We start from the raw sequence: 22,132 nt of genomic DNA, 5'->3' as shown, positions 1-22,132 counted from the left end.
CTGGCGCGTGTCGGTGTCGGTGTCGGTGTCGGTCGCGCTCACGCCTGCCCCCTCAGCGGGCCGCGCGGGCCGCGGCCTGGGTCGGCACCAGCCGCTCGGCCGTCTTGTTGACCATCTGCGCCAGCGCCGCCTCGCCCGGGCACGAGGGGATCGAGGCGATCGCGCCCGACAGGATGTCCTTCAGCCGCCTGATCGCGCCGTCGACGCCCAGCTCGGTCACCGCCGAGGGGCGACCATGCGCCACGTCCTGCGCGGCGGGCTTGCCCAGCGCCTCGGTGTCCAGCAGCGCGTCGCGCAGGTCGTCGGCCACCTGGAACGCCTCGCCGATGCGGGCGCCCAGCTCCTCCCACGGCTCGGGATCCTGCCCCGCGGCGATGGCGCCCATCTGCGTGGCGGCCATGAACAGCGCGCCCGTCTTGGCCATGTGGTAGGCGCGCAGGTCGATCTTTTCCTCGCTCTCCCAGCCCTGCCCCGCGCAGATGCCACCCGGCATGCCGGTGCGCTGCGCGAGGTGCACCACGAGGTCGGCCGAGCGCCGCGGGTCGCGATGCGCCTCGCGGGCCAGCACCTCGAAGGCGAGCACGATCAGCGAGTCGCCCGTCAGCAACGCCAGCGGCTCGCCATAGGCCTTGTGCACGGCGGGCTTGCCGCGGCGCAGGTCGGCATCGTCGAAGCAGGGCATGTCGTCGTGCACGAGGCTGGCGCAGTGAATCAGCTCGAGCGCCGAGGCGGCGGCATCGGACATCTCGGGGATGTCGTCGCCGCAGGCCATCGCCACCGACAGGCAGATCGTCGGGCGGATACGCGCACCACCGGGCGTCACGGCGTAGTCGAGCGCGGAGGCGAGCCCTGGCGGGGCGCCGGCGACCCGGGCCTGCCCGATGGTGATGGCCCGCGCCATGGCGGCCTCGATGCGGGGGGTCAGCGTCATGGCGGCGGCTCCTTCTCGATGCGGCGGCCCGAGGACGATGCAGAGGCCCGGGGCGGGACAGGTTGTCAACTAGACTAGACACCTGCAATTGTCCATAAGAATGGACATACTGGCTGAATCGAGTCAATCTAAGTTGACACTTTTTCGGGGAGGTCTTGTGGCGCAGGATCGGATCGTCGTGATCGGGGCGGGCATGGGCGGGCTCGCCACCGCCATCCGCCTCGCGGCCGCGGGGCGCGCGGTGCGCGTGATCGAGGCGCACGACCATCCCGGCGGCAAGATGCGCACCCTGCCCTCCCGCGCCGGCCCGGTCGATGCCGGCCCCACGGTGCTGACGATGCGCCATGTCTTCGACGAGCTCTTCGCCGCCGCCGGCACCCGCCTCGACGACCATGTGACGCTGGAGCGCGAGCGCCTGCTCGCCCGCCACTTCTGGACCGACGGCTCGGTGCTCGATCTCTGGGACGACGCCGAGCGATCGGCCGAGGCCGTCCGCGCCTGGGGCGGCGCGCGGGCCGAGGCCGATTTCCGGGCCTTCTCGGCGCGCGCGCAGCGGCTGTTCGAGGCGTTCGACGTGCCGATGATGCAGGCGGCCGCCCCCTCTCTCGGCACGCTGGCCGCCCATGTGCTGCGCCGTCCCCGCCTGATCGCCGACATGGGGTTCGGCTCGCTCGCAACCGCCCTGCGCGGACAGTTCCGCGAGCCGCGCCTGCGGCAGCTCTTCGGGCGTTACGCCACCTATGTCGGCGGCTCGCCCTACCGCTCGCCCGCCGTGCTCGGCCTGATCTGGCATGCCGAGGCCTCGGGCGTCTGGCGCGTGTCGGGCGGAATGCACAAGCTGGCAGAGGCGATGGCCGCGCTGGCCGAGAGGCTCGGCGCAGAGATCGCCTACGGCACCCCGGCCGCGCATATCGAGGTTCAGGGCGGGCGCACCGCCGCCGTGGTGACGGGCTCGGGCGAGCGCATCGCCTGCGCCCACGTCGTGCACGCGGGCGACCCCAAGGCCCTCCACGCGGGCCTGCTCGGCCCCGCTCCCGAACGGGCCGTGCCGAAAAAGGCGGTCGCGCCGCGCTCGCTCTCGGCCCACGTCCTCGCCTTCGCGGCCGTGCCGCACGGGCCGGAACTCGCCTATCACAACGTCTTCTTCGGCGACGACCCGCGAGCGGAATTCGGCCCCGTCGAGAAGGGGGCGATGCCCCTGGACCCGACGATCTACGTCTGCGCCGAGGATCGGGGCGGCGGCCCGCCCCCGCCCGGGACGCTCGAGCGCTTCGAGACCATCATGAACGCGCCGCCCACCGGCGCCCGCGACCAGAGCGACGAGGAGATCGAGACTTGTCTGACACGCACATGGGGGCGCCTCGCCCGCTCCGGGCTGACCTTCTCACCGATCCCGACGCGCGACGCGCTGACGACCCAGGCGGGCTTTCATCGCCTCTTCCCCGGATCGGACGGCTCCCTCTACGGGCGGAGCCCGCACGGGATGCTGGCGGCCTTCTCGCGCCCGACGGCGCAGACATCGGTGCCGGGGCTGATCCTCGCGGGGGGCGGGGCGCATCCGGGGGCGGGCATCCCGATGGCCACCCTCTCCGGCCGGCACGCGGCCGCGGCGATTCTGAGCGACCGAACTTCGACCTCCACGTCCCCCCGAACGGCTACGCCTGGTGGTATCTCGACGGCATCTCCGACGACGGCAGCCGCGCGATCTCGATCATCGCCTTCATCGGCTCCGTCTTCTCGCCCTGGTACCGCTGGTCGGGGCGGAAGAACCCCGCCGACCACTGCTGCCTGAACGTCGCCACCTACGGGCGTGGCGGCCGCTGGACGATGACCGACCGTGGCCAGCAGGCGCTGCGGCTGGAACGGGACGCCATCCATATCGGCCCCTCCTCGATGCGATGGGAGGACGACGCGCTCGTGGTCGACATCGACGAGATGAGCTGGCCGCACCTGCACCGCCTGAAGGGCCGCGTGACGGTCCACCCCGAGGCGGTCACCTCGGTCGAGCTGCCGCTGACCGAGGAGGGCACCCATGTCTGGCGCCCCTTCGCCCCCGACGCGCGGATCGAGGTGGCGCTGGAGCGCCCGGGCTGGTCGTGGTCGGGCCACGGCTATTTCGACGCCAATTTCGGCACCCGCGCGCTCGAGCAGGATTTCAGCTTCTGGACATGGGGCCGCTATCCCACGCGCCGCGGCGCGCTCACCTTCTACGACGCCGCAAGGCGCGACGGCACCGAACTGGGCGTCGCCGTCTCCTTCGAGAAAGACGGCGCGCAGGTGGTCGAGGCGCCGCCGCGCACCCCCTTCCGCCGCTCGCTCTGGACGGTGCGACGCGAGACCCGCGCCGACCCCGGCACCAGGCCGAGACAAGTCAAGGCGATGCTCGACGCGCCGTTCTACTGCCGCTCGGCGGTCGAGACGGTCGTGCACGGCGAGCGCACCGTGGGCGTGCACGAGGCGCTCGACCTCGACCGCTTCGCCTCGCCGCTGCTCAAGCCCATGCTCGCCGTCAAGGTCCCCCGTCGCCCCCGATGGACGCCGCACGGCTGAATGCGGCGCGTCCAAAGCGAACTACTCGAAAAGCAGCACGCGCATGCCGGACCGATCGGTGTCGAGGTCCGCGCCATGCTCGGCGGCCAGCGCGTCCATCCGCTCCATCCATATGCGACCGTCCTCCTTCTGAAAGCGCGGGGCCCGCTCCATCACGACAGCGATTGACCTGCATGGCAGAGTCACCGAGCAGCTGGACAGCCGCGTCTCGATCTCGTCGAGGCCCCCGCGGTCCTCGAGGCGGACGGTATGCCAGCCGTCCGTGGACACGCCGCGAACGTCGAACTGCCGCGCGAGAGGAGCATGATAATAGACGACATCGGGCCGGGTATCGCCGAACAGCGCCGTGATTTCGTCGACAGCGAGTGGCTGTTTTTCTGACGGATACGACGGCAGGATCGCTACGACATGCACCGCAGCGAGGGCCGCGACAACCGGCGCCCGCGCAAGCCTGGGAAGCGCGCACACGGCGAGCGCCAGCAGAAGCGGCGAAAGAACCGTGAAGGCTTGGATCGTTCGCACGAGGTAGGCGGGGGTGAACACGCCGATCAGCGCGACAAGAAGCGGCCCCCCGACAAGAAAGCAGAAGGCGACTGCGGCGACCTTGCGATCGAGCTGCCACAGCTGCCATGCGCCGAAGAGATACAACAGGTAGACCACCGGCTTTGCCCATGCCGGAAAGGGATAGGCCCCCAGCGAGACTGAGTAAAAGGTCCGCAGCGTGGTTGGCGCGATCCAGAAATCGCCGGTCACTTGCGTGCGCGCCCAGACGAAGTGGAAGGCCTGCGGCAGGCAGAGTATGCCTGCCAGCACGGTCGCGCCCATCGCCATCCGCACCTTTCCAGCGTCTCTGTCGATCCCCCACACGGCGAGCGAAGCCGCCCCGAAAAGCACGAAGTACACGGCAGCGGAGTAGTGGAGGTGAAAACTGACAGCGAGAGCGGCCATGTAACCTGCCGCGAACATCCGCCGCTCCCGTCTGGAGCGATCGTCGGAAAGGGCTTGGATGAAACAGAGGATCGCGGCGAGAAGGGAAAGCGCGAGAAAAGCATAAGTTCGCAATTCGCGCCCGTAATGGACGCTGACCGGCAAGAAAACGAAGAACAGGGCCGCAAGGAGCGCGACACCAAGGCCGAACCTTGGCCGGACAAACAAAAAGAGGAGACCAACCGAAAGCGCAGCGGCAGAGGCCGAAATCAGGCGCAGACCAGTTCCGTCTCCTTCTCCGAAGAGTTCCGCGACGCCCTTGACGACAAGGTAGAACAACGGCGGATGAATGTCGCTTGAGCGGGTGAGCGACACCAGATAGTCGTAGCTCTCCCGAGCATAGACGATCGTGAACAGTTCGTCATTCCACAAAACCGGATGGCCGATCCAGAAGGCGCGCACCGCAAAGGCCGCAATTACGACAGCGAAGGTCAGACCGACCGATTTGACGAGGGGGTTCTCCATTCGAAGCCAATAAAATCGCCGAGGCTGCGAGTGAGGCTAGTTGTCCCATCCCGGATGATCACATCGACCCTCGTCGGCGGGCGCTGTTCGTGGCACGCTCGACCTTGAGTGAGGTTCGGGACGGGGGGCGAGCATGCTGATCTCTCTTCACAAGAGGGCTGTCGGCGACGGCCGAGCATCGCTGCTCGTCGAGGGCTTTGGCCATGCCGGCGAGGCCGAGGGCGATGAGCTTGTCGCTGGTGGGATGGGCGAGCACGGGGGCGATCTCCTTCTCAGTGGTAATGGCGCTGGCCGCGGATGTTGCCGTGGCGGATGGGCGAGGCTTCCGGCGCATCCTCGAGGAGGGCGCGGTCGAGGCCGTTCCTGAGGATCGAGCGGATGGAGGCGACGGAGTGGGCGCGGATGTCTAGGCCGCGGCGGCAGGCGGCGTCGACGCGTGCGGCACCGTAGGTCTTCACCAACGCCAGCACGCCGAGGCAGGTTCGGAAGCCCTGCTCGGGATGGGGGCGCGCCGCCATCACCGCGGCGCACGAGCAGGCCGTGGACGGCCCGACCTTCTCGGCCGAGGCCATCAGGCGCGCGGGCGTCCATTCCCCGAAGCGGCGATGCGCGCTCGGCATGTGCTCGGAGATGGTGACGTGGCCGCGGCGCCCGGGGGAGAGCGCGTGGCTCGCGACGCGCCCGCCGCAGTGGAAGACCTCGACGGTGCGCTCGGCGACGCGGACGTCGACGGTCTCGCGGATCAGGCCGAGACCGCCCTCGCCGCGGCCGAGCTTTACGACGGCAAGCTCGCGATGATCACCAACGCGCCCGACCTGACCGCCACCGAGGCTGTCTCCCGCTACCGCGCCCTCGCCGTTACCGAGCGCGGCTTCCGCGTGCTGAAATCCGACATCGAGATCGCCCCCGTCCACCACCGTCTGCCCGATCGCATCCGGGCCCACGCCCTGATCTGCTTCCTCGCTCTCGTCCTCTACCGCGTGATGCGCATGCGACTGAAGGCGAAAGGGCACGCCGCCAGCCCGCGCACGGCGCTCGATCTGCTCGCGCGCATCCAGAAGCAAACTGCCCACATCGGCGACCGCACCTTCAACGGCACCAGCAAGACAACACCGGAGCAACTCGACCTGTTCGAAGCCTTGAACCTGCCGAAACCCGCCTGACGTATCCTGTCGTCACCAAAAACGCGATCTCCGCGTCAACAGTATCAATTGCTTATCGGCTCAGCTGTCGAACTCCAGGGAGCCATGCCCGCCGGGCTCGTCGCGATGAAGGAGTGTCTCGCCGGCGGCGAGCTGACCGAGGCCGAGCGCTGCCAGTTGCCGCTCGCGCTGGTCGCGGATGACGATGAGCACCGCGTCGCCCCCATCCTCGCGGCCCATCATGCGCGCGCGCAGGAGCGCCGGCACGGTCCGCCCGTCGCGCGTGCGGCAGGACAGCTCGTCGGAGCTCCAGCGCCCTTCGCGACGGACATTGGCCATGAAGCCCTCGAGGCGGGCGATCTCGTGGGGGTGGATGTCGGCCGGCGTCATGTCGGCCAGCTCCTCGCTGGAGAAGCCGAGCAGTTCGCGCGCCGCGCCGTTGGCGGCGAGGAACCGCCCGCTGCCCGCGTCGATCAGCACCGCCGGGTCGAAATTCTCGGCCAGAAGCTCGGCGGCCGGGTGGCCGACGGGCGCGGAGAGATCCATGCCGTGCCCCCAAGGGATGCTCACGCCGTATCGCGGTCGGGGTATCACATCGTGATCGCGCCGTCGCGTCCGGAACGGCATCCGTGCTCAAAGCTGCGTGAGGGACGGTGGCCTTTCTGGCCCCGAGCTGCCCGATCCGAAACGCTGTTCCCGCCATCCTTCGCCCCCGCCACCCTTCGGACAAGGAGCGCCGCATGATCCGCCTGTTTCGTCTTGCTCTTGCGTGGCTCCTCCTGCTCGCTGCCTGTAGCGGCCCGCAACTGGCAGACAAGCCCAACGTCCATGCTGGCCCGGCGGGCTATCCCGCCGCCGAGGTGGCGCCGTCGGCGCGCACCGTTCAGCCCGAAATCTGGTTCGTGACAGACCGCGCGCGCCTCGACGGGGCGCCGCCGGCGCACCCCTACGGCTCTGGCCGCTCGGCCGAGATGACCTTCGGCAAGGCGACGGTCCAGTTCGGCGAGGGGCTCGACTGGCTGGCCCTCGTCGCGCGCAGCGGCGGCGGGGGCGAGCAGGGCGCGATCCCTCTCCGGCCGGTCGCGGTGACGGAGAGGGTGCGCTTCCCGCCCACGCCCCTGCCCTTCGACGTGGTCGATGGCCGGGTGCGCACGCTGCCCGAGGCGCAAGCCGCCTGGGAGGCGCAGGCTGCCGCGTTCCGCGCCGAGATCGCCGCCGCCCTCGCCCGCACCGAGCGGCGGGAGGTGACGGTCTACGTCCACGGCGTGGCCACGACCTTCGAGGAGGCGCAGGGCACGCTGGCCAATCTCTGGCACTGGGCCGGGCGACCGGGCCTGCCGCTGCTCTATTCCTGGCCCTCGGGCAATACCGGGTTCTTCGGCTATTTCCGCGACCGGGAGGCGGGCGAGTTCACCATCTTCCACCTCAAGCAGACGCTGCGCATGCGCGCCGCCACGCCGGGGCTCGACCGGATCAACGTGATCGCCCACAGCCGCGGCACCGACGTGGCCACCAGCGCGCTGCGCGAGCTGGCCATCGCCGAGCGGGCCGCGGGCCGGGTTCCGCGGCGCTCGCTCAAGCTCGGCACGCTGATCCTGTCGGCCCCCGATCTCGATTTCGGGATCATGCAGCAGCGGCTGGTGGCCGAGCAGTTCGGCCCGGCGCTGGACCGGATCAACGTCTACATCAATCCGGGCGACGGGCCGCTGGGGCTGGCGCAGACGCTGCTCTCGGGCCAACGCTTCGGGCGGATCCGCCCGGAGGATCTGACCGAGCCGTTGCGCGAGACCTTCTCGCGCATCGGCAATGTCCATTTCATCGGCGTGGAGGAGGCGCGGCCCGCGCTCGGGCACACCTACTTCCGCGACAACCCGGCGGTGGTCTCGGATATCGTTCTCGCCCTGCGCCACCGCGCGCCGCCGGGCGGCGAGCTGCGCCCGATGCGCCGGCTCGACGTCAATTTCTGGTCGCTCCACCGCGACTACCCGGCCCCGCCCGAGCCGCGCGGCCCCGCGCCCGGCGACTGAGGCCGGGCGCGGCGGCCCTCAGCCCCGGTGGCGCGGGCCGATCCCCTGGAACATGGCGCGCAGATCGACGCTGGAGCGCGCGCCGATCGCGTCCCACGTGGCGTCGAGCCAGTCGGCCGCGGTCTGCCGGCCGAGATCGCGCAGATGCGTGAGGAACGCCCATTCCGCGTTCATCTTCGAGGACGCGCCGAGGGGTTTCAGCGCCTCCTGGTTCTCGACGATATGCACCAGCACCTTGCTGTAGTGATCGGTCGAGAGCACGCCCTCGTCGATCAGGCGGTCGACGAAGTCGATCGCGCGCAACTCCTTCAGCAGGCTGCCGTTGAAGGCGATCTCGTTGAGCCGGTTCTGGATCTCCTGGGGGGTGCGCGGCACGCCGCGCCGCTCGATCGGATTGATCTGCACCACCACCACGTCGTCGGTGCCGGTCTCGCCGTGGAAGGGGAAGAGCGCGGGATTGCCCATGTAGCCGCCGTCCCAGTAGGGCACGCCGTCGATCACCACCGCTTGGTGCAGGAAGGGCAGGCAGGCCGAGGCCATCACCATGTCGGCGGTCAGATGCTCGCGCGGGAACACCGTGACCCGCCCGGTCTCGACGTTGGTGGCCGAGATGAACAGCCCGAAGGCGTCGCAGGCGCGCACGCTCTCGAAATCCACCGCCGCCTCGAGGATGTCGCGCAGCGGGTTCATGTTCATCGGGTTGACCTGGTAGGGCGAGGCCATGCGGCTGATCGCGTCGAAGGCGAGGTAGGCGGGGTTGTGATCGAGGCTCCAGTTGCCCAGCCACACGTCCCACGGCGAGCGCTGGACGGGGCTGAAGCGCGCCGCCTTCGACACCGACCTCCAGAACCCCTCCAGCCGGGCGCGCGCGCCGTCCGGTCCGTCCTCCGTCATCCCGGCGGCCACCGCGACGGCGTTGAAGGCGCCGGCCGAGGTGCCGGAGATGCCGGCGATCTGCAGCCGCCCGTCCTCCAGCAGCCGGTCGAGCACGCCCCAGGTGAAGGCGCCATGCGCGCCGCCCCCCTGCAGCGCGAGGTTCACGGGCTTCGGCTCGGTCTTCTTCCTGCGGGGGGTGGTCATTGCGCCGTCCACCCGCCGTCGACGGGCAGCGCCGCGCCGGTGATCTGGGCGGCCGCCCCGGAGCACAGGAAGGCTGCGAGCGCGCCGACCTGCGCCGTGGTGACGAAGTCGCGCGTGGGCTGGGCGGCGAGCAGGACGTCGCGCTTCACCTCCTCCTCGGTCATGCCGCGCGCCTTCGCCGTGTCGGGGATCTGGCTCTCCACCAGCGGCGTCCAGACGTAGCCGGGGCAGATCGCGTTGACGGTCACCCCGTGCTCGGCCGTCTCCAGCGCCGCGGTCTTGGTCAGGCCGAGGAGACCGTGCTTGGCCGCGACGTAGGCCGCCTTGCCGGGCGAGGCGACAAGGCCGTGCGCCGAGGCGACGTTGACGATCCGGCCGTGGCCGCGCGCGGTCATCCCCGGCACCACCGCGCGGATCGCCCGGAAGGCGGCGGAGAGGTTGAGCGCGAGGATCAGCTCCCACTTGTCGTCCTGGAACTCCGCGATGGGGGCGACGTGCTGCACGCCGGCATTGTTGACCAGAACGGCGAGCGGCCCCAGCCGGTCTTCCGCCTCGCCCACGAGGTCGTCCACCGCCCGCAGGTCCGTCAGGTCGGCGCGGGCATAGGCGGTGCGCACGCCGTGGGCCTCGGCCAGCCGGTCGCGCTCCGGCGCCACCTCCGTCTCGGGGTCGAGGCCGTTGAGCATCACGTCGTGGCCGGCGGCGGCGAGCGCCTCGGCGATGCCGAGGCCGATGCCGCTCGACGAGCCGGTGACGAGGGCGGCGCCCCGTCCTTCTCGATCGGTCATTCCCTTGTCTCCTTCGGTGAAAGGTCAGATCTGCGCGCCGGTGATCAGGCGCACGCCGCGCTGCCAGGTGGCGTAGGCCCAGGTCCAGTTCATCAGCACGGCGAGCCGGTTGCGGAAGCCGATCAGGAAATAGACATGGGCGAGGCCCCAGAGCATCCAGCCCGGAAAGCCGCGGACCCGGAGCCGCCCCATCTGGGCGATGGCGCGATTGCGCCCGATCGTGGCCATCGCGCCGCGGCCGCGAAAGCGGAACGGCCCGCCCTCCGGCTTGCCCCTGGCGGCCCGGGCGATGCGCCGGCCGACATGGGCGCCCATCTGCTTGGCCACCGGCGCCACCCCGGGCAGCGGCCGCTCCGCCCCGTCCGGCACATGCGCGGCGGTGTCTCCGATGGCGTAGATCTCGGGATGGCCCGGCACCGTCAGGTCGGGGCCGACGGGGACGTGCCCGCCCCGGCCCGCCTCCACGCCGAGCCAGCGCGCGGCCGGCGAGGCCTGCACGCCGGCGGCCCAGATCATCGTGCCCGCCGCGATGCGCTCCTCGCCGATCCTGGCCACGCCGGGGGCGATCTCGGTCACCCGGCCCCCGGTGCGCACCTCGACGCCCAGCTCTTCGAGGTCGCGCCGGGCCCGCTCCGACAGTTTGGGATGGAAGGTCGAGAGCACCCGCGGCCCGGCTTCCACCAGCACCACCCGCGCACTCGTCGCGTCGATGTGGCGGAAGTCGCGGGCGACGGAACGGGCGAGCTCGGCGATCGCGCCGGCCAGTTCCACCCCCGTCGGCCAGCAGCGCCGCGCGGTCCTCGGCGCGCTCGGCCATCTCGGCCTTCTCGAAGGCCGACAGGATGCGCTGGCGCAGGTGGAAGGCGTCGTCGATCGTCTTGAGGCCGGGCGCGTGGGCCGCCCAGTGATCGTTGCCGAAATACGAGTGCCGCGCGCCGGTGGCGAGGACGAGCGTGTCGTAAGGGATGCGCGCGTGACGTTTGGTCCGGACGCACCGGTCCTCGGTGTCGATTCCCGTCACCTCGTCCATGAACACGCGGGCGTTGTCCTGGTCGCGAAGGACGCCGCGGATCGGCTCGGCAATCTCGGCCGGCGTCAGCGCGGCCGTCGCCACCTGGTAGAGCAGCGGCTGGAAGAGATGGTAGTTGTGCCGGTCGACCATCGTGAGATCGACCGGCGCGCGGGCCAGCGCCCGGGCGGCCGAAAGGCCCGCGAACCCTGCGCCGACGATCACGACGCGGGGGCGGGCCGCGGTTTCGGCATCGCGCGGCGGCAGGGCGGCCTGGCGGTCGGTCATGGCGGGCTCCTTGCGGTCAGGCGAGGTAATCGTGCACGACACGGCCGTAGGGCAGCGTCATGTCGGCGATGACGTGCTGGCCTTCGACCACGCGGCGCACCGGCAGGTCGGCCACGGGCGCGTGGACATGGGGCACGAGGTGCAGCCGCGCCGGGCCACGCCAGATGCCCTTCAGCCGGATGTCGGTCATCTCGAAGGCGACGAGCTGCGCCGCCAGCGGCCGGCCCGTGACGCAGGGCAGCAGCTTGAGATTCACGGTGGTCTTGGCCAGTCGCCGCACGCAGGCTTCGGGGTCGCATTCCAGCCGCTCGGGCTTGTAGGCCATCGTGCCCATCGCCACCCGCTCGCCGGAATAGGCGAGCGTGCCGGTCAGCGTGTCGGCGCGCACGTCGAGCGTGGGCTCGCCCCAGCGCTTCGGAAAGCCCCAGATCTCGCGCCCCGCGGTGATCGGCGGCTCGTCGTTCAGGAACATCATCGCGGTGTAGTTGACCGGCCGCCCTTCCAGCATGGCGGGGATGACGAGGCCCGACTCGCGGTAGCTGCCGAAGCCGGAACTGTCGGGCATGTCGATCCACTCGTAGACGACGGTGCCGGAACCGTCGGGCTCCAGCGGCGCGGGCAGCCAGGCACGGATCGCCTCCGGGTCGGTTTCGTAGATCACCATGAAGTATTGGCGGTCCACGAAGCGGTAGGGCCCGAAGGGGTAGCTCGGATTGCCCGGCGGCATGCTCGCGCGGTCGAGGATCTCGTCTTCGGTCATGTCCGGTCCCTGTGGCTTTCGGTGAGGCGTGGCGGGCGGCCTCGAGGCTCCGTGCCGTGGGTGTCGCTAACGCGCCGTCGGCGGGTCAGGCCACACAACTCTCGTCACGCCCGCGCCACGGCCTGAAACATCACGCCGAGCGCACGCCGCCGCCGCGGGATCGTGACCCGAGATGATTGGCTCGAACACCCTCCCGCCGCCTAAGCTCGCGCCGTCGGCCGCCCCGCGACGCCGCTGCCCCCTGTCCCCGACAGGTGTCCCGGGCGGTCGGCACGATCTTCCCCTTCGGCAACGGCGCATATTGCGGGCCGTCGCGGCAACCGCACCGCCCGTCGCCGCGCCCGGCCGCGGCGGATCACCCCGGCTCACGATCCCGGGCGGCGCGTTTCAGCGTCGCTGCCCCGGTGCCCCGCAGCCCCCATACTGCGTGCAGGAAAGGAGCCATCGCCATGCAGAGCCCACCGCCCCGCATACCGGCCGAGCCGGATCGCCCGAGCGGACGATCCGCAAGGGGCGCGGCGTGACGGCGGGACTGGCGCTCGCGCTCGCCGTCGCCGCCCTCCTCGGCGCGGCGGCGCACCGGGGCGGGTTGTGCACGGTGCGCGCCGTCGCCGAAGTTCTCACCACGCGGCGCGGTCACATCCTGTGGTCCTTCCTCAAGGCGTCGTTCTGGACGACGAGTCTCCTCGCTCTCGCCGCGGCGGCCGGCCACGCCGCGCCGCTCGCGCGCTTTTCGTTCGACTGGATCGCGGTGGCGGGCGGTCTGCTCTTCGGCATCGGCGCGGCGATGAACGGGGCCTGCGCGCTCTCGACCTTCGCGCGGCTCGCCGAGGGGCACGTGGCGATGGCCTTCGCGCCCCTGGGCTGGCTCGCCGGCATGGCCGCGCTCGCCCATGCCGCCCCCGCGGCGCAACCGCCGGACCAGGCGGCCGCCCTGCCGGGCTGGCTGGCGCTGCCGGCGCTCGTCTGGATCGGCGCGGAGGGGCTCCGCCTCGCCCGTCGCCTGCGGCGCGACGGGCTCGGCCCCGGCGGGGCGGCGGCCTGGCCGCTCTCGCTCGCCGTGCTGGTGATGGCCGCCGCCTACGCCGCGCTCCTGCTCGCGGGGGCGCCGTGGTCGTTCACCTCGACGGCGCTGTGCACGGCGCAGGCCGGGGCGAGCACAACCTGCGGCGCGACGGGGCTGCTCTGGCTGCTTTCCGGTGCGGCCGTCGCCGGCATGGCGGGCTCGGCCGCCTTGCGCGGCAGCTTCCGGCTGCGCCGCCCGAGGCCCCGCGCCGCCCTCCGGCACCTCGCCGCCGGCGCGACGATGGGGGCGGGCGCGGCCCTTATCCCCGGCGGCAACGACGGGCTGATCCTGTTCGGCCTGCCGTCGCTGTCGCCCCATGCCCTGCCGGCCTGGCTCGCCATCGTGGGCGGCATTCTCCTGACGCTCGCGGCGATGCGCCGGGCCGGGGCGCGTCTGCCGGGCGTCAGCTGCGAGGCGGATGTCTGCCGCGCCGTTCCTTGACCGCCGCTTCGCTCAGCGCCGCAGGACGTGGGCGAGGGCGCCGGAAAGGGCAAGGCAGGCCGCGCCTGCGACGGCGAACCAGCCCAGATACCACGCGCGCCCCGCAAGCGCGTTCTCGGCGAAGGAGGCGACGAAGGCGGCCTTGCCGAAATGGGCGGCGAGCGCCGCGCCGACCAGCGCCGCGCCGCCAAGCCACATGACAGGAGCTGGCCGCACGCCTGCGCGGCGCAGGCCGATGAAGATCGCCGCGCCGCCGGCCGCGCCGATCGCGCCGGTCTGCACCGCCCAGAACGGGTGCGCGCCGAGCGCTTCCGTGACGCCCAGGAGGGTGGCCGCGATCAGGGCCGCAGCGACACCGGCGGGCAGGAGGAGGTCTCGTCTGGCGAGGGGCATGGCGGTCTCCGATGGATCGTTGATGCAGGCACAGGGGAGAGCCTTGCAGCCAAATAGTGCCCGCGCCACGCCGCGAACAGGATCGTGACCGGGCGCGAGCGGCCCGCTCAACCGTGGCCGGGCGCCCCCTCGGGATGGAGCGCGAGAAGCGCGCCGACGGCCGCCTCGGCAGTCGGGCGCAACTGCGCCGCTTCCGTGCCCGAGCGCGCGGCAAGCATGAGGCCGCGGGCGATCGATGCGGCGAGCGCGGCCGCCGCCTGTGGCGGCGTCGCGGCCTGCACGTCCCATCCGGCGGCCATCAGTCGTGCCGCGATCCGACCCTCCATCGCGGCGTAGCGCGCCGCGAGCTCGGCCCGGAAGCCCGTATTCGAGCCCGCCGCATCAGCCAGGGCGCAGGAGACGAGGCAGCCCGGCGCCTCTGGATCCGCGGTGGCGAGCGCAAGCACCGCATCGTAGAAGGCCGCGAGATCGTCGCGCAACGTCCCGGAGGGCCCCAGCGCGGCGAGGACCGGCGCGATCCGCGTATCGGCGTAGCGGGCGACCGCCGCCAGAAACAGCCCCTCCTTGCCACCGAACAGGTCGTAGAGCGTAGCACGCGGCACCCGCATCTCGCGGCACAGCCGGTCCACCGGGGCGCCGTCGTAGCCCTCTGCCCGGAACAGCCGCACCGCCGCGTCGAGGGCCCGGCCCTCGTCGAACCCTCTCGGCCGGCCGCGCGCCCGTGCCTCCGCCATGGATCACCCCGTTTTGAAACAAGCATTCCGAAAATAGGTGGATCGCACGACCGCGGCAATTTACGGAACGAATGTTCTGAAATAGAGGAGACGTTCATGGCACGTGCCCCCCTGTTCCACATCGCGCCCGCCGACCCCGACGATGCCGACGGCGAGGCCCATGCGCTCATGGCCGGCGCCAGGCAAAAGCTCGGCTTCCTGCCCAACATGTACACCTACATGGCCAAGTTGCCCCCGGTGCTCGACGGCTACCTGCGCACCTACGACGACTTCCGGACGCAATCGGGCTTCTCCCCCGCCGAACAGGAGACGGTCTTTCTGACGATCAGCCGGGTGAACGGATGCCACTACTGCACCGCCGCCCACTCGATGATCGCCGAGAAGACGTCGGGCGTGCCGGCCCGCTCGCTTGCCGCCCTGCGCGATGGCCGACCGTTGCCGGACCCGGACCTGCAGGCCGTCGCCACCTTCACCGAGGCGATGGTCGTCTCGCGCGGCAACCCGGGCAAGGCGGCAGTCGACGCCTTTCTCGCGGCGGGATACGGCGAAAGGCAGGTCCTCGGCGTCGTTCTCGCGATCGCCTGCAAGACCTTCTCGAACTACGTGAACCATCTCGCCGCGACCCCGGTCGACGACATGTTCGCCCCGTTCGAGCCGGCCTGACGAGCGGCCCGCCCCGGCTCGAACCGGGGCGGAGCCCTTCCCGCGCCGCGATCGGCGCCGTCAAGCCCGGTTGCCGCGCAGCGCGTAGAACAGGCCGATCGCGAGCAGCACCACCTGGAACTCCATGCCCCCCATCGGATGGCTCTCGGACGGCGCGAAATTCCACCGCCCCCAATGGACCATGGCGATGGCGCCGAGCATCACCGGCACGACGGCCGCACCCGAAAGGCGCGTCACCGCATCGCCGATGCTGCCCGGGATCGCGCGGCCGGCCAGCAGACCGACGCCGCCGGCCAATTCGGCGAAAGCCACGAGCGCCCAGATCAGGACGGGCTGACCCATCATCTGGGCACCGCCCTCGAGGTTCATGAACTTCGATACGCCGTGGAAGACGAAGACGCCGGCGAAAGCGGCGCGCAGCGCCCAGTCGGCCGCCGCGGCGAGGACTGCACCGGACTCGTTGGCGGAAGCGGTCGCAGTGACGTTGTCGGTCATGGCAGGACTCCTTTCTGACGTTCGCCCGACAGACATCGCGCCCGGGGGCTTCGCCAACGAGGCCCCATTCGCGTTCCGTGACCGGGTGTGAGAATTGCGGAGGCCTGGAGCGCGCAAGGGAGTCGTAAAATGTCATTCGCCTCAGAGCGATAACGAGATTCGTCGATCAACGGGCGCACCGCGAATGATGAAGCCAGTGCACATTCGTGGCGCAGCAAATGAAACAATGCAGGGGCCCGCTCCCGCTGGGAGTCGCAAAACCCTTGTGGACGTGCTTGTCGGCCTGCGCCCCGCCGCGCTCGTGCGGTGCGCCACCGCGCGTCATCGTGATCCGGCGTGAATTGCATTCGACCCCCCCGAACCGCAGGGTGAAGTTAAAATGATTGGGTGCACTTGGCTCACGCCCGAATTGGCCGCCGGTAATGGCGTGTGCAAAATTCGTCCACACGACCGCAATGGAAGGCGCAACGATATTCGAAGAGGCCTGTCTGGTGCCGGAAATGGGGCGCCGAGGGTTGGCGTGGGAGGGTGCCGCCCTCATGTGGGCCCTCATGTGGGTACGACGCAGGGCCTGCGCCCAACGCCGATCACGCCTGCGCCCGCCGCCGCTGTTGTGTCGCACGACGGCCGGCACAGGGCGCCATGGATTGCCACCACCCCATCGAGGGAGATCGAGATGCTGAAGACAGGATCATTCTTGCTGTTGGTCACGACGCTTGCGCTCGGCGGTGCGGCGGCCGCCGAGGTGCAGCCCCGGCCCGGGTGGCAGGTCGTCGAGACCGACATGTCCCACGCGGAGCTGCTCGAGCGGCTCCTCGAGGCCGTGCCGGAGGAACGGATGGGGGTCGTCACGCAGGCCGGGCCGACGGCAATGGCGCGTCAGCGGGGCATCGAGATCCCTGAAAACCGCGTGGTCGGCGTCTTCAACAACGATTTCGCAGTCCGGATCCTCGAGCAGAGCACGGCCGCGATGATCGAGGCTCCGATCCGCTTCTACGTGACCGAGAACGCCGACGGAACCGCCACCCTCAGCTGGAAGGAGCCGAGCTTCGTCTTCGCGCCCTACAGCGCCGAGGGGGGCGATGCGCTGGCCCGGATGGCAGAAGAGCTTGACGATCGGTTTTCCGCGATCGCGGAACGCGCCACATCGAGATAGGGCAACCTGCCTCGCCATCGGCCGGCCCTGCCACCGCGCTGGCGGTCGCCGCGAGCGGATCGCATGGCGGCGACCTTGCCGGCCCATCGCGCCGCCGCGCCCGCGCACATCGCCCCCATCCTGCGGCACGAGCGTCGTGCAGAGGCGGTCATAGCGTTCGACGCGGCCGAGCGAGCCGAGCAGGTTCGGGGCTGCCTTCCAGGCAACACCCAGCGCGCCGTATTCGTCGCAGCGCATCGAGGCGCCGACCCGCACCGGCAGATCGGTCGCGTCGATCCGGGCCGCGATCTGCTCCAGCATCTCGTAATATGTATTCGCCGGGATCATGGCCTTCGGGTCCGACGGGCCATCGGGATCGACGCCGGCCGCCCAAAGGGCCGCGGCGCCGTCGATTGCGTCTCCGGCCGCGGCGACCATCTTCCGCGCGAAGAGGGAGGTGGCATACCCCATCGACCGAGCCTACTCGGCCCGGACGTGGGCACAAAGACCGCGTCCGCGGTCAGTCGGTGGCCGCGCAGAAGCGCCTCGATCTGCCGTCACGGCGTGAAGTGGTCGTCGTTTTCGGTGAGCGTCAGGATCAACATCGGAAATCCTTCACCGAAGCGGGAGTTCGTCGCATTGCCTCCAGCGTTTTCCTTCTTGTGGTAGCTGGACCTCCTCTTGGTCGCCGGACAACTCTGAAGCCGCGGATATCCCGCACAAGGTTTGACCTCCGAGGTGCGCTATGGAACGGTTTTGGGCAGGAGGATCCGCGTGGAAGAGCGTCGGAAGAACATCTTCGTTGCCGGGCTCGAGCCGTTCAATCTGCGGCTCCTTCAGAGCGTCCGGGACGCCGAGCGGTATGCGTTTCACCCGCTCTACGAGCGCCGCGAGATTTGCTACGCTCCGCGGTTCGACATGCCGGCATTGCTGGACAAGGGGCGGGCGATCCTGAGGGAATTCGATGGACCCATCGATGCCATCGTCAGTTACTGGGATTTCCCATCTATCGTGATGGTCCCGATCCTGAGGCGCGAGTTCGGTCTTCGCGGGCCGAGCGTCGAGAGCGTGCTGCGCTGCCAGCACAAGTACTGGAGCCGTATCGAGCAAGCCAAGGTTCTGCCGGACGAGGTCCCGCGCTTCGAGATGGTCGATCCCTTCGCGGCCGATCCCGCGCGGCCGCCGCTCGACTATCCCTTCTGGCTCAAGCCGGTGACCGCACATTCCTCGCTTCTGGGATTCCGGGTCGACGGACGCGCCGATTACGACCGTGCGTTAACCGCGATCCGGGATGGCATCCACCGCTTCGCCGAGCCGCTCGAGGTGCTGATGGGGTATGCCGACCTGCCCGACGAGATCTCGGAGGCCGGGGCCGCACAGTGCATTGCCGAGGAGATCATTTCGCGGGGCCGCCAGTGCACGCTTGAGGGCTACGTCTTCGAGGGAAAGACCGAGGTCTACGGTATCGTCGACTCGATCCGGGGGCCGCATCGATCGAGCCTCGAACGCTACGAGTACCCCTCGGCACTGCCCGCGTCGGTCAAGGCCCGCATGACGGCCTCGGCCGCCAAGGTTCTGGCGCAGATCGGGCTCGACGACACGCCGTTCAATATGGAGTTCTTCTACCATTCGGGCGACGACAGCCTGTCACTGCTGGAGATCAACGTGCGCATCTCGAAGTCGCACAGCCCGCTCTTCGACAAGGTCGCGGGGGTGCCGCACAAGGAGGTGATGATCGACGTGGCTCTGGGGCGGAAGCCGGATTACCCGGCGCGACGCGGCCGTTTCCGTTATGCCGCCAAGTACATGCCGCGGCTCTACGGCCATTCCGACGACGAGATCGTCACGCACGCCCCGACAGAGGCGGAGCTTCGCGCGCTGGAGTCGCGCCATCCGGGCACCGAGATACAGCTCCATGTGGAACAGGGGATGCGGCTGGGCGAGGATCACCATTACGACGAGTACAGCCACGAGTTGGGCGCGATCTTCATGGGCGCGCAAAGCCGGGCGGCGCTGCACGCCGATTTCAGGCGCCTCTGGGAGGAGATGGATATCCGCACCGCGCTGCCGGACGAGCCCGAAGAATGAACGAGCAGGTAGTGCAGGACAGTCTTGCCACGCGGCCCGGTAAGACGGGACCTTCCGGATCCCCATCGCCCAAGCGTTTCCGACAGGGCACCGGCTGCGGCTGTCGCTTTCGACACTGTACTGGCCGCTTGCATGGCCCTCGCCGGCGCCCGCCTGCCTGACGGTCTACCCGCGCGCGGGCGCGATCGACCTGCCGGTGCGCGCCCCGCCCCGACGACCGGACACCGCGCGCCTTTGGCCCGACCGAGGGAACCGTGTCGATGCCGCGGCGGACGATCGACTCCGATCACCACAACTGGCTGGTCCACCGCGACCTTGCCGAGGATCGCCGACGCTGGAAGTGATCGACGACAACGGCGTCTGTCGCCTGGAGGAGGTCACCCTCGAGGTCGCGAACCGGACGACCGAATGGTATTCCTCGGAAGGCGACGATTTTCGCTCGCGCGGCGAGACGCGCGCGGTCCGGCGCCTGCAGCGCGGGACTGGGCGGTGCGCACCGATACGCGCACCATCCTGACATCAACGCCGCCGGCATTCCATGTCTGCCGCGATCTCGACGTCTACAAGGGCGGGGGACGGGTATTCTGCCGGGCTTGGAACGTCTCGTTGCCGCAGGACGTCGTCTGACCCGTCGCTTGCACCCTTTCATCGGTGCCCGAGCAGCCGGGCCAGCGCCAGCGCCAGTGGCCAGCGATTCATGCAATAGACGTGCAGGGCCGGCGCGCCAAATGCGATCAGCCGGCGCGCCTGTTCGAGCGTGGCTACCGCTGCGAGATGGGGCATCAGCTCGGGCGTGTCCTCGCCCTGGACGAACAGACGCTCCAGCCAGTCTGGAACGCGGGCGCCATTGGCGCGAGCGAAGCTGCGCAGCCGCGTCCAGCCCTCGAGCGGCATCAGCCCGGGGATGATCGGCACGTCGATGCCGTGCTGTGCGCAGGCCTCGAGAAACCGGCCATAGGCGGCCGGGTCCAGCACGAACTGGCAATAGGCACGGGAGGCGCCGGCATCGACCTTTTCCTTCAGGTAGTCGATGTCCTCCGACAGGGTTTCCGCCTCGGGGTGCTTCTCGGGATAGGCGGCCACGGCGATCTCGAAGGGATGCCGCGCGGCGAGTGCCGCCACGAGCTCGCTCGAATGCACGAAGCCCGGCGGCAGCGGCCCGGCCGTCGCACGTGGCCGATCTCCCCGCAGCGCGAGGATCCGCGTGATCCCGGCCTCCCACAGTTCCTCGGCCGCCTCGAGCGCGTCCGCCTCCGTCAGGCCGAGTGCGGTGAGATGGGCGGTCACTGGCCGCTCGCCGAGGTGCGCCACCTCGACGGCAGTCGCGTGGGTGCCGGTGCGGGTGGTCCCGCCCGCGCCCATGGTCACCGAGAACCCGTCCTCGGCCACTGGGGCAAGCCGTTTCACCGTCTCTCGCAGTGCCGCGTGGCGCGCCTCCGTCCGTGGCGGAAAGAGCTCGAAACTGAGCGGCACGGCGCCGTTCGACTCGAAGAGACGCTGCAACAGCGCGTCGGTCGGTTGGGTGAGCCGGGCCACATCCATGGCTCAGGGCGCCCAGTCGCGACCCGCGGCGCGCGCCCGTTCCCGCGCACTCGGGGTCGCCGAGGGGCGGAACGGCACGGCGACCACTTCGGCGTCCACCGGCTCGCCCGAGGTCTCGGTGTAGGCCTCGGGCAACTCGACCCGGAACGCCGTGCCAAGCACCGACATCTCCCAAGGGACGTAGCCCAAGGCGATGTTATGCCCCAGCTCCGGCGACCACCAGGGCGAGGTGACGTAGCCCACCCGCTCGCCATCGGGTGTGTCGATCAGCCAGAAGTCGGGCGCGTAATCGGTGATCGGATTTCCGCCCATGGCCAGCCCGACGAGCTTGAGTCGGAAGGGCGCGCGCCCCTCGTCGATCGCCGCCCTTTGCGCCTCGAGCGCATCGCGACCGATATAGTCGGCCTCCTTCCTGCGCGGAACCTGGTAGGCCAGGTTCACCTGGAAGGGCGAGGTCTCGATGTCCATGTCCTGCCCCCACGAGAGTATCCCGGCGGCAATCCGGCGGTGATGCGCTGGCGCGATCACCCGAAGCCCGTAGCGGGCACCCTGGCCGCGCAGCGCGTACCAGACTGCTTCGGCATTGAGCGAGGAGTCGCGGACAAACACCTCGTAGCCCTTCTCGCCGGAGAACCCGGTCTGGCTGACGAGTACGGGGCAACCCGCCAACTCTGTTTCCATCAGCCCGTAATAGGGCATGTCGTGGATCGCCGCTCCGAAGAGATCGGCCATGAACTCCTCGGACCACGGCCCCTGAACCTGGAGCGGCGCCACGTCCAGCTCCGCGATGTCGACATCGTGACGGAGGCCCACATTGACCCCCTGCAGCCACAGCAGGAGGTCGCTGTCAGACGCAGAGAACCAGAACTCCTCTTCCGAGAGCCGCAGCAGCACCGGATCGTTCACGATGCCGCCCTTCTCGTTGCAGAGAATGCAGTACTTGCCGTGCATCGGCTCGATCTTGGTGGCATCCCGCGTGATGACGCGATTTACGAAGGCTTCAGCATCCGGGCCGCGAACGCGGATCTGGCGCTCCACCGCTACGTTCCAGAGCGTCACGCGGTTGACCAGCGCGTCGTACTCGGCCATCGCCCCGCCGTCCTCGGGTTTCACGTAGCCACGCGGATGATACATTCGGTTGTAGACCGTGGCTCGCCAGCATCCCGCCTCGACCGAAAGGTGCCAGAACGGCGACTTCCGCACCCGGGTCGAGATCAGCATCTGCACCGGCGTCGGCCCCGACTGCCGCAGGTTGCGGGGTACGAGCCGGTCGGATTGATCGATGCCGGGCACGTTGGGATGCGCTCGAGTAACGGTCTTCATGGCGAACCTCCCTTGCCGACTCGCCCCGATGATGCCTGTGGGGAAAACCCGTTCGCAAGGAGCAGACGACGGACAGTTGGTGCCCACCTGAAGCAGGCCGGGCCGGTCCGCCGCACGGATCCCGTCGTTGAGAAGCTGGCTGAGGTCGGTGCCTACAGCTTCGCTGTGGATGTGGTAAAGGTGACCAGTCGGGCTGCCCGCCGGGAGGTTGCCGAGATCGATGAC

The 22,132-nt window shown here is 70.0% G+C and carries 21 protein-coding genes and 5 pseudogenes; 10 read left to right on the top strand and 16 right to left on the bottom strand.

Features of this window, described 5'->3' with window-relative positions; all coding sequences use genetic code 11:
* Positions 1–52: 52 nt before the first annotated feature.
* Positions 53–931, bottom strand: a complete 879-nt coding sequence (locus DLJ49_RS05500; protein WP_115392513.1) for a polyprenyl synthetase family protein — start codon at positions 929–931, stop codon at positions 53–55.
* A gap of 157 nt (positions 932–1,088) precedes the next feature.
* Between DLJ49_RS05500 and crtD the strand changes: the two genes are divergently transcribed.
* Together crtD and crtC are read left to right on the top strand one after the other, a co-directional pair.
* A complete protein-coding gene (crtD, locus tag DLJ49_RS05495; protein WP_369932490.1) occupies positions 1,089–2,723 on the top strand; it encodes a 1-hydroxycarotenoid 3,4-desaturase CrtD in 1,635 nt (544 codons plus the stop codon).
* Positions 2,612–3,481 (top strand): carotenoid 1,2-hydratase, encoded by an 870-nt coding sequence (gene crtC, locus DLJ49_RS05490; RefSeq protein ID WP_115392579.1) that lies wholly within the window; start codon positions 2,612–2,614, stop codon positions 3,479–3,481. Before crtD ends, crtC begins: the two co-directional genes overlap by 112 nt.
* 21 nt (positions 3,482–3,502) lie before the next feature.
* Here the strand turns inward: crtC and DLJ49_RS05485 are convergent, their stop codons facing one another.
* The 3 genes and pseudogenes from DLJ49_RS05485 to DLJ49_RS05475 form a co-directional block, all read right to left on the bottom strand.
* Positions 3,503–4,933 carry a glycosyltransferase family 39 protein gene (locus tag DLJ49_RS05485; protein ID WP_115392511.1) on the bottom strand — a complete coding sequence of 477 codons (1,431 nt, stop codon included), beginning with the start codon at positions 4,931–4,933 and terminating at the stop codon, positions 3,503–3,505.
* Positions 4,934–4,991: 58 nt separating this feature from the next.
* A complete protein-coding gene (locus DLJ49_RS22030; RefSeq protein WP_199533304.1) occupies positions 4,992–5,189 on the bottom strand; it encodes a hypothetical protein in 198 nt (65 codons plus the stop codon).
* A gap of 16 nt (positions 5,190–5,205) precedes the next feature.
* Positions 5,206–5,679, bottom strand: a pseudogene (locus DLJ49_RS05475) (IS21 family transposase); the annotation flags it as partial.
* 3 nt (positions 5,680–5,682) lie between these two features.
* Here DLJ49_RS05475 and DLJ49_RS05470 point away from each other — a divergent pair.
* Positions 5,683–6,096, top strand: a pseudogene (locus tag DLJ49_RS05470) (IS1634 family transposase); the annotation flags it as partial.
* Positions 6,097–6,156: 60 nt separating this feature from the next.
* On the opposite strand, the gene DLJ49_RS05465 reads toward DLJ49_RS05470, so the two are convergent.
* Positions 6,157–6,645 (bottom strand): PAS domain S-box protein, encoded by a 489-nt coding sequence (locus tag DLJ49_RS05465; RefSeq protein ID WP_158547399.1) that lies wholly within the window; start codon positions 6,643–6,645, stop codon positions 6,157–6,159.
* 170 nt (positions 6,646–6,815) lie between these two features.
* On the opposite strand from DLJ49_RS05465, the gene DLJ49_RS05460 reads away from it, so the two are divergent.
* Entirely contained in the window at positions 6,816–8,102 is a 1,287-nt protein-coding gene (locus DLJ49_RS05460; RefSeq protein ID WP_115392508.1) for an alpha/beta hydrolase, read from the top strand.
* 18 nt (positions 8,103–8,120) lie between these two features.
* On the opposite strand, the gene DLJ49_RS05455 is transcribed toward DLJ49_RS05460, so the two are convergent.
* From DLJ49_RS05455 to DLJ49_RS05440, 5 genes and pseudogenes are all read right to left on the bottom strand, one after another.
* The gene (locus DLJ49_RS05455) at positions 8,121–9,182 is read right to left on the bottom strand and encodes a patatin-like phospholipase family protein (RefSeq protein ID WP_115392507.1); all 1,062 of its coding nucleotides are present in this window, start codon (positions 9,180–9,182) and stop codon (positions 8,121–8,123) included.
* Positions 9,179–9,970, bottom strand: a complete 792-nt coding sequence (locus DLJ49_RS05450; RefSeq protein ID WP_115392506.1) for a 3-hydroxybutyrate dehydrogenase — start codon at positions 9,968–9,970, stop codon at positions 9,179–9,181. Before DLJ49_RS05450 ends, DLJ49_RS05455 begins: the two co-directional genes overlap by 4 nt.
* A 24-nt stretch (positions 9,971–9,994) precedes the next feature.
* A complete protein-coding gene (locus DLJ49_RS22725; RefSeq protein WP_255566553.1) occupies positions 9,995–10,741 on the bottom strand; it encodes an NAD(P)/FAD-dependent oxidoreductase in 747 nt (248 codons plus the stop codon).
* Positions 10,742–10,874: 133 nt separating this feature from the next.
* Positions 10,875–11,267: pseudogene (locus DLJ49_RS22720) on the bottom strand (NAD(P)/FAD-dependent oxidoreductase); the annotation flags it as partial.
* A 16-nt stretch (positions 11,268–11,283) separates the two neighbouring features.
* Complete coding sequence (locus DLJ49_RS05440) at positions 11,284–12,027, bottom strand: acetoacetate decarboxylase (protein ID WP_115392505.1); 744 nt, start codon at positions 12,025–12,027, stop codon at positions 11,284–11,286.
* A 520-nt stretch (positions 12,028–12,547) separates the two neighbouring features.
* Here DLJ49_RS05440 and DLJ49_RS05435 point away from each other — a divergent pair.
* Complete coding sequence (locus tag DLJ49_RS05435) at positions 12,548–13,534, top strand: YeeE/YedE thiosulfate transporter family protein (protein ID WP_158547398.1); 987 nt, start codon at positions 12,548–12,550, stop codon at positions 13,532–13,534.
* A gap of 12 nt (positions 13,535–13,546) precedes the next feature.
* Here the strand turns inward: DLJ49_RS05435 and DLJ49_RS05430 are convergent, their stop codons facing one another.
* Positions 13,547–13,927 (bottom strand): hypothetical protein, encoded by a 381-nt coding sequence (locus DLJ49_RS05430; RefSeq protein ID WP_115392503.1) that lies wholly within the window; start codon positions 13,925–13,927, stop codon positions 13,547–13,549.
* A gap of 107 nt (positions 13,928–14,034) precedes the next feature.
* Complete coding sequence (locus DLJ49_RS05425; RefSeq protein ID WP_115392502.1) at positions 14,035–14,661, bottom strand: TetR/AcrR family transcriptional regulator; 627 nt, start codon at positions 14,659–14,661, stop codon at positions 14,035–14,037.
* 96 nt (positions 14,662–14,757) lie between these two features.
* On the opposite strand from DLJ49_RS05425, the gene DLJ49_RS05420 reads away from it, so the two are divergent.
* Complete coding sequence (locus tag DLJ49_RS05420) at positions 14,758–15,324, top strand: carboxymuconolactone decarboxylase family protein (protein ID WP_115392501.1); 567 nt, start codon at positions 14,758–14,760, stop codon at positions 15,322–15,324.
* A gap of 60 nt (positions 15,325–15,384) precedes the next feature.
* On the opposite strand, the gene DLJ49_RS05415 is transcribed toward DLJ49_RS05420, so the two are convergent.
* The gene (locus DLJ49_RS05415; protein WP_158547397.1) at positions 15,385–15,819 is read right to left on the bottom strand and encodes a DoxX family protein; all 435 of its coding nucleotides are present in this window, start codon (positions 15,817–15,819) and stop codon (positions 15,385–15,387) included.
* Between the two features lie 379 nt (positions 15,820–16,198).
* Here DLJ49_RS05415 and DLJ49_RS22830 point away from each other — a divergent pair, with 379 nt between their 5' ends.
* Positions 16,199–16,975 carry a DUF302 domain-containing protein gene (locus DLJ49_RS22830; RefSeq protein WP_369932492.1) on the top strand — a complete coding sequence of 259 codons (777 nt, stop codon included), beginning with the start codon at positions 16,199–16,201 and terminating at the stop codon, positions 16,973–16,975.
* Between the two features lie 75 nt (positions 16,976–17,050).
* Here the strand turns inward: DLJ49_RS22830 and DLJ49_RS05405 are convergent.
* Positions 17,051–17,392, bottom strand: a pseudogene (locus DLJ49_RS05405) (AraC family transcriptional regulator ligand-binding domain-containing protein); the annotation flags it as partial.
* A gap of 336 nt (positions 17,393–17,728) precedes the next feature.
* Between DLJ49_RS05405 and DLJ49_RS05400 the strand changes: the two are divergent.
* The 3 genes and pseudogenes from DLJ49_RS05400 (at position 17,729) to DLJ49_RS22345 (ending at position 19,669) form a co-directional block, all read left to right on the top strand.
* Positions 17,729–19,042, top strand: coding sequence for an ATP-grasp domain-containing protein (locus tag DLJ49_RS05400; RefSeq protein ID WP_115392498.1), 1,314 nt, complete (start codon positions 17,729–17,731; stop codon positions 19,040–19,042).
* 58 nt (positions 19,043–19,100) lie between these two features.
* Positions 19,101–19,202, top strand: a pseudogene (locus DLJ49_RS22715) (CocE/NonD family hydrolase C-terminal non-catalytic domain-containing protein); the annotation flags it as partial.
* Positions 19,203–19,450: 248 nt separating this feature from the next.
* Positions 19,451–19,669: a hypothetical protein gene (locus DLJ49_RS22345; protein WP_147277264.1), complete on the top strand. Its 219-nt coding sequence runs from the start codon at positions 19,451–19,453 to the stop codon at positions 19,667–19,669.
* A gap of 18 nt (positions 19,670–19,687) precedes the next feature.
* Here DLJ49_RS22345 and DLJ49_RS05390 read toward each other — a convergent pair whose 3' ends face one another.
* Together DLJ49_RS05390 and DLJ49_RS05385 are read right to left on the bottom strand one after the other, a co-directional pair.
* Positions 19,688–20,584 carry a methylenetetrahydrofolate reductase gene (locus DLJ49_RS05390; protein ID WP_115392497.1) on the bottom strand — a complete coding sequence of 299 codons (897 nt, stop codon included), beginning with the start codon at positions 20,582–20,584 and terminating at the stop codon, positions 19,688–19,690.
* Positions 20,585–20,587: 3 nt separating this feature from the next.
* Entirely contained in the window at positions 20,588–21,907 is a 1,320-nt protein-coding gene (locus DLJ49_RS05385; RefSeq protein WP_115392577.1) for a glycine cleavage T C-terminal barrel domain-containing protein, read from the bottom strand.
* Positions 21,908–22,132 lie beyond the last annotated feature (225 nt).

The organism is Rhodovulum sp. 12E13 (assembly GCF_003340565.1).
GTDB lineage: Bacteria > Pseudomonadota > Alphaproteobacteria > Rhodobacterales > Rhodobacteraceae > HLUCCA09.
Note: the sequence above shows the minus strand (reverse complement) of the source record. Positions and strands in the feature narration are given on the sequence as shown.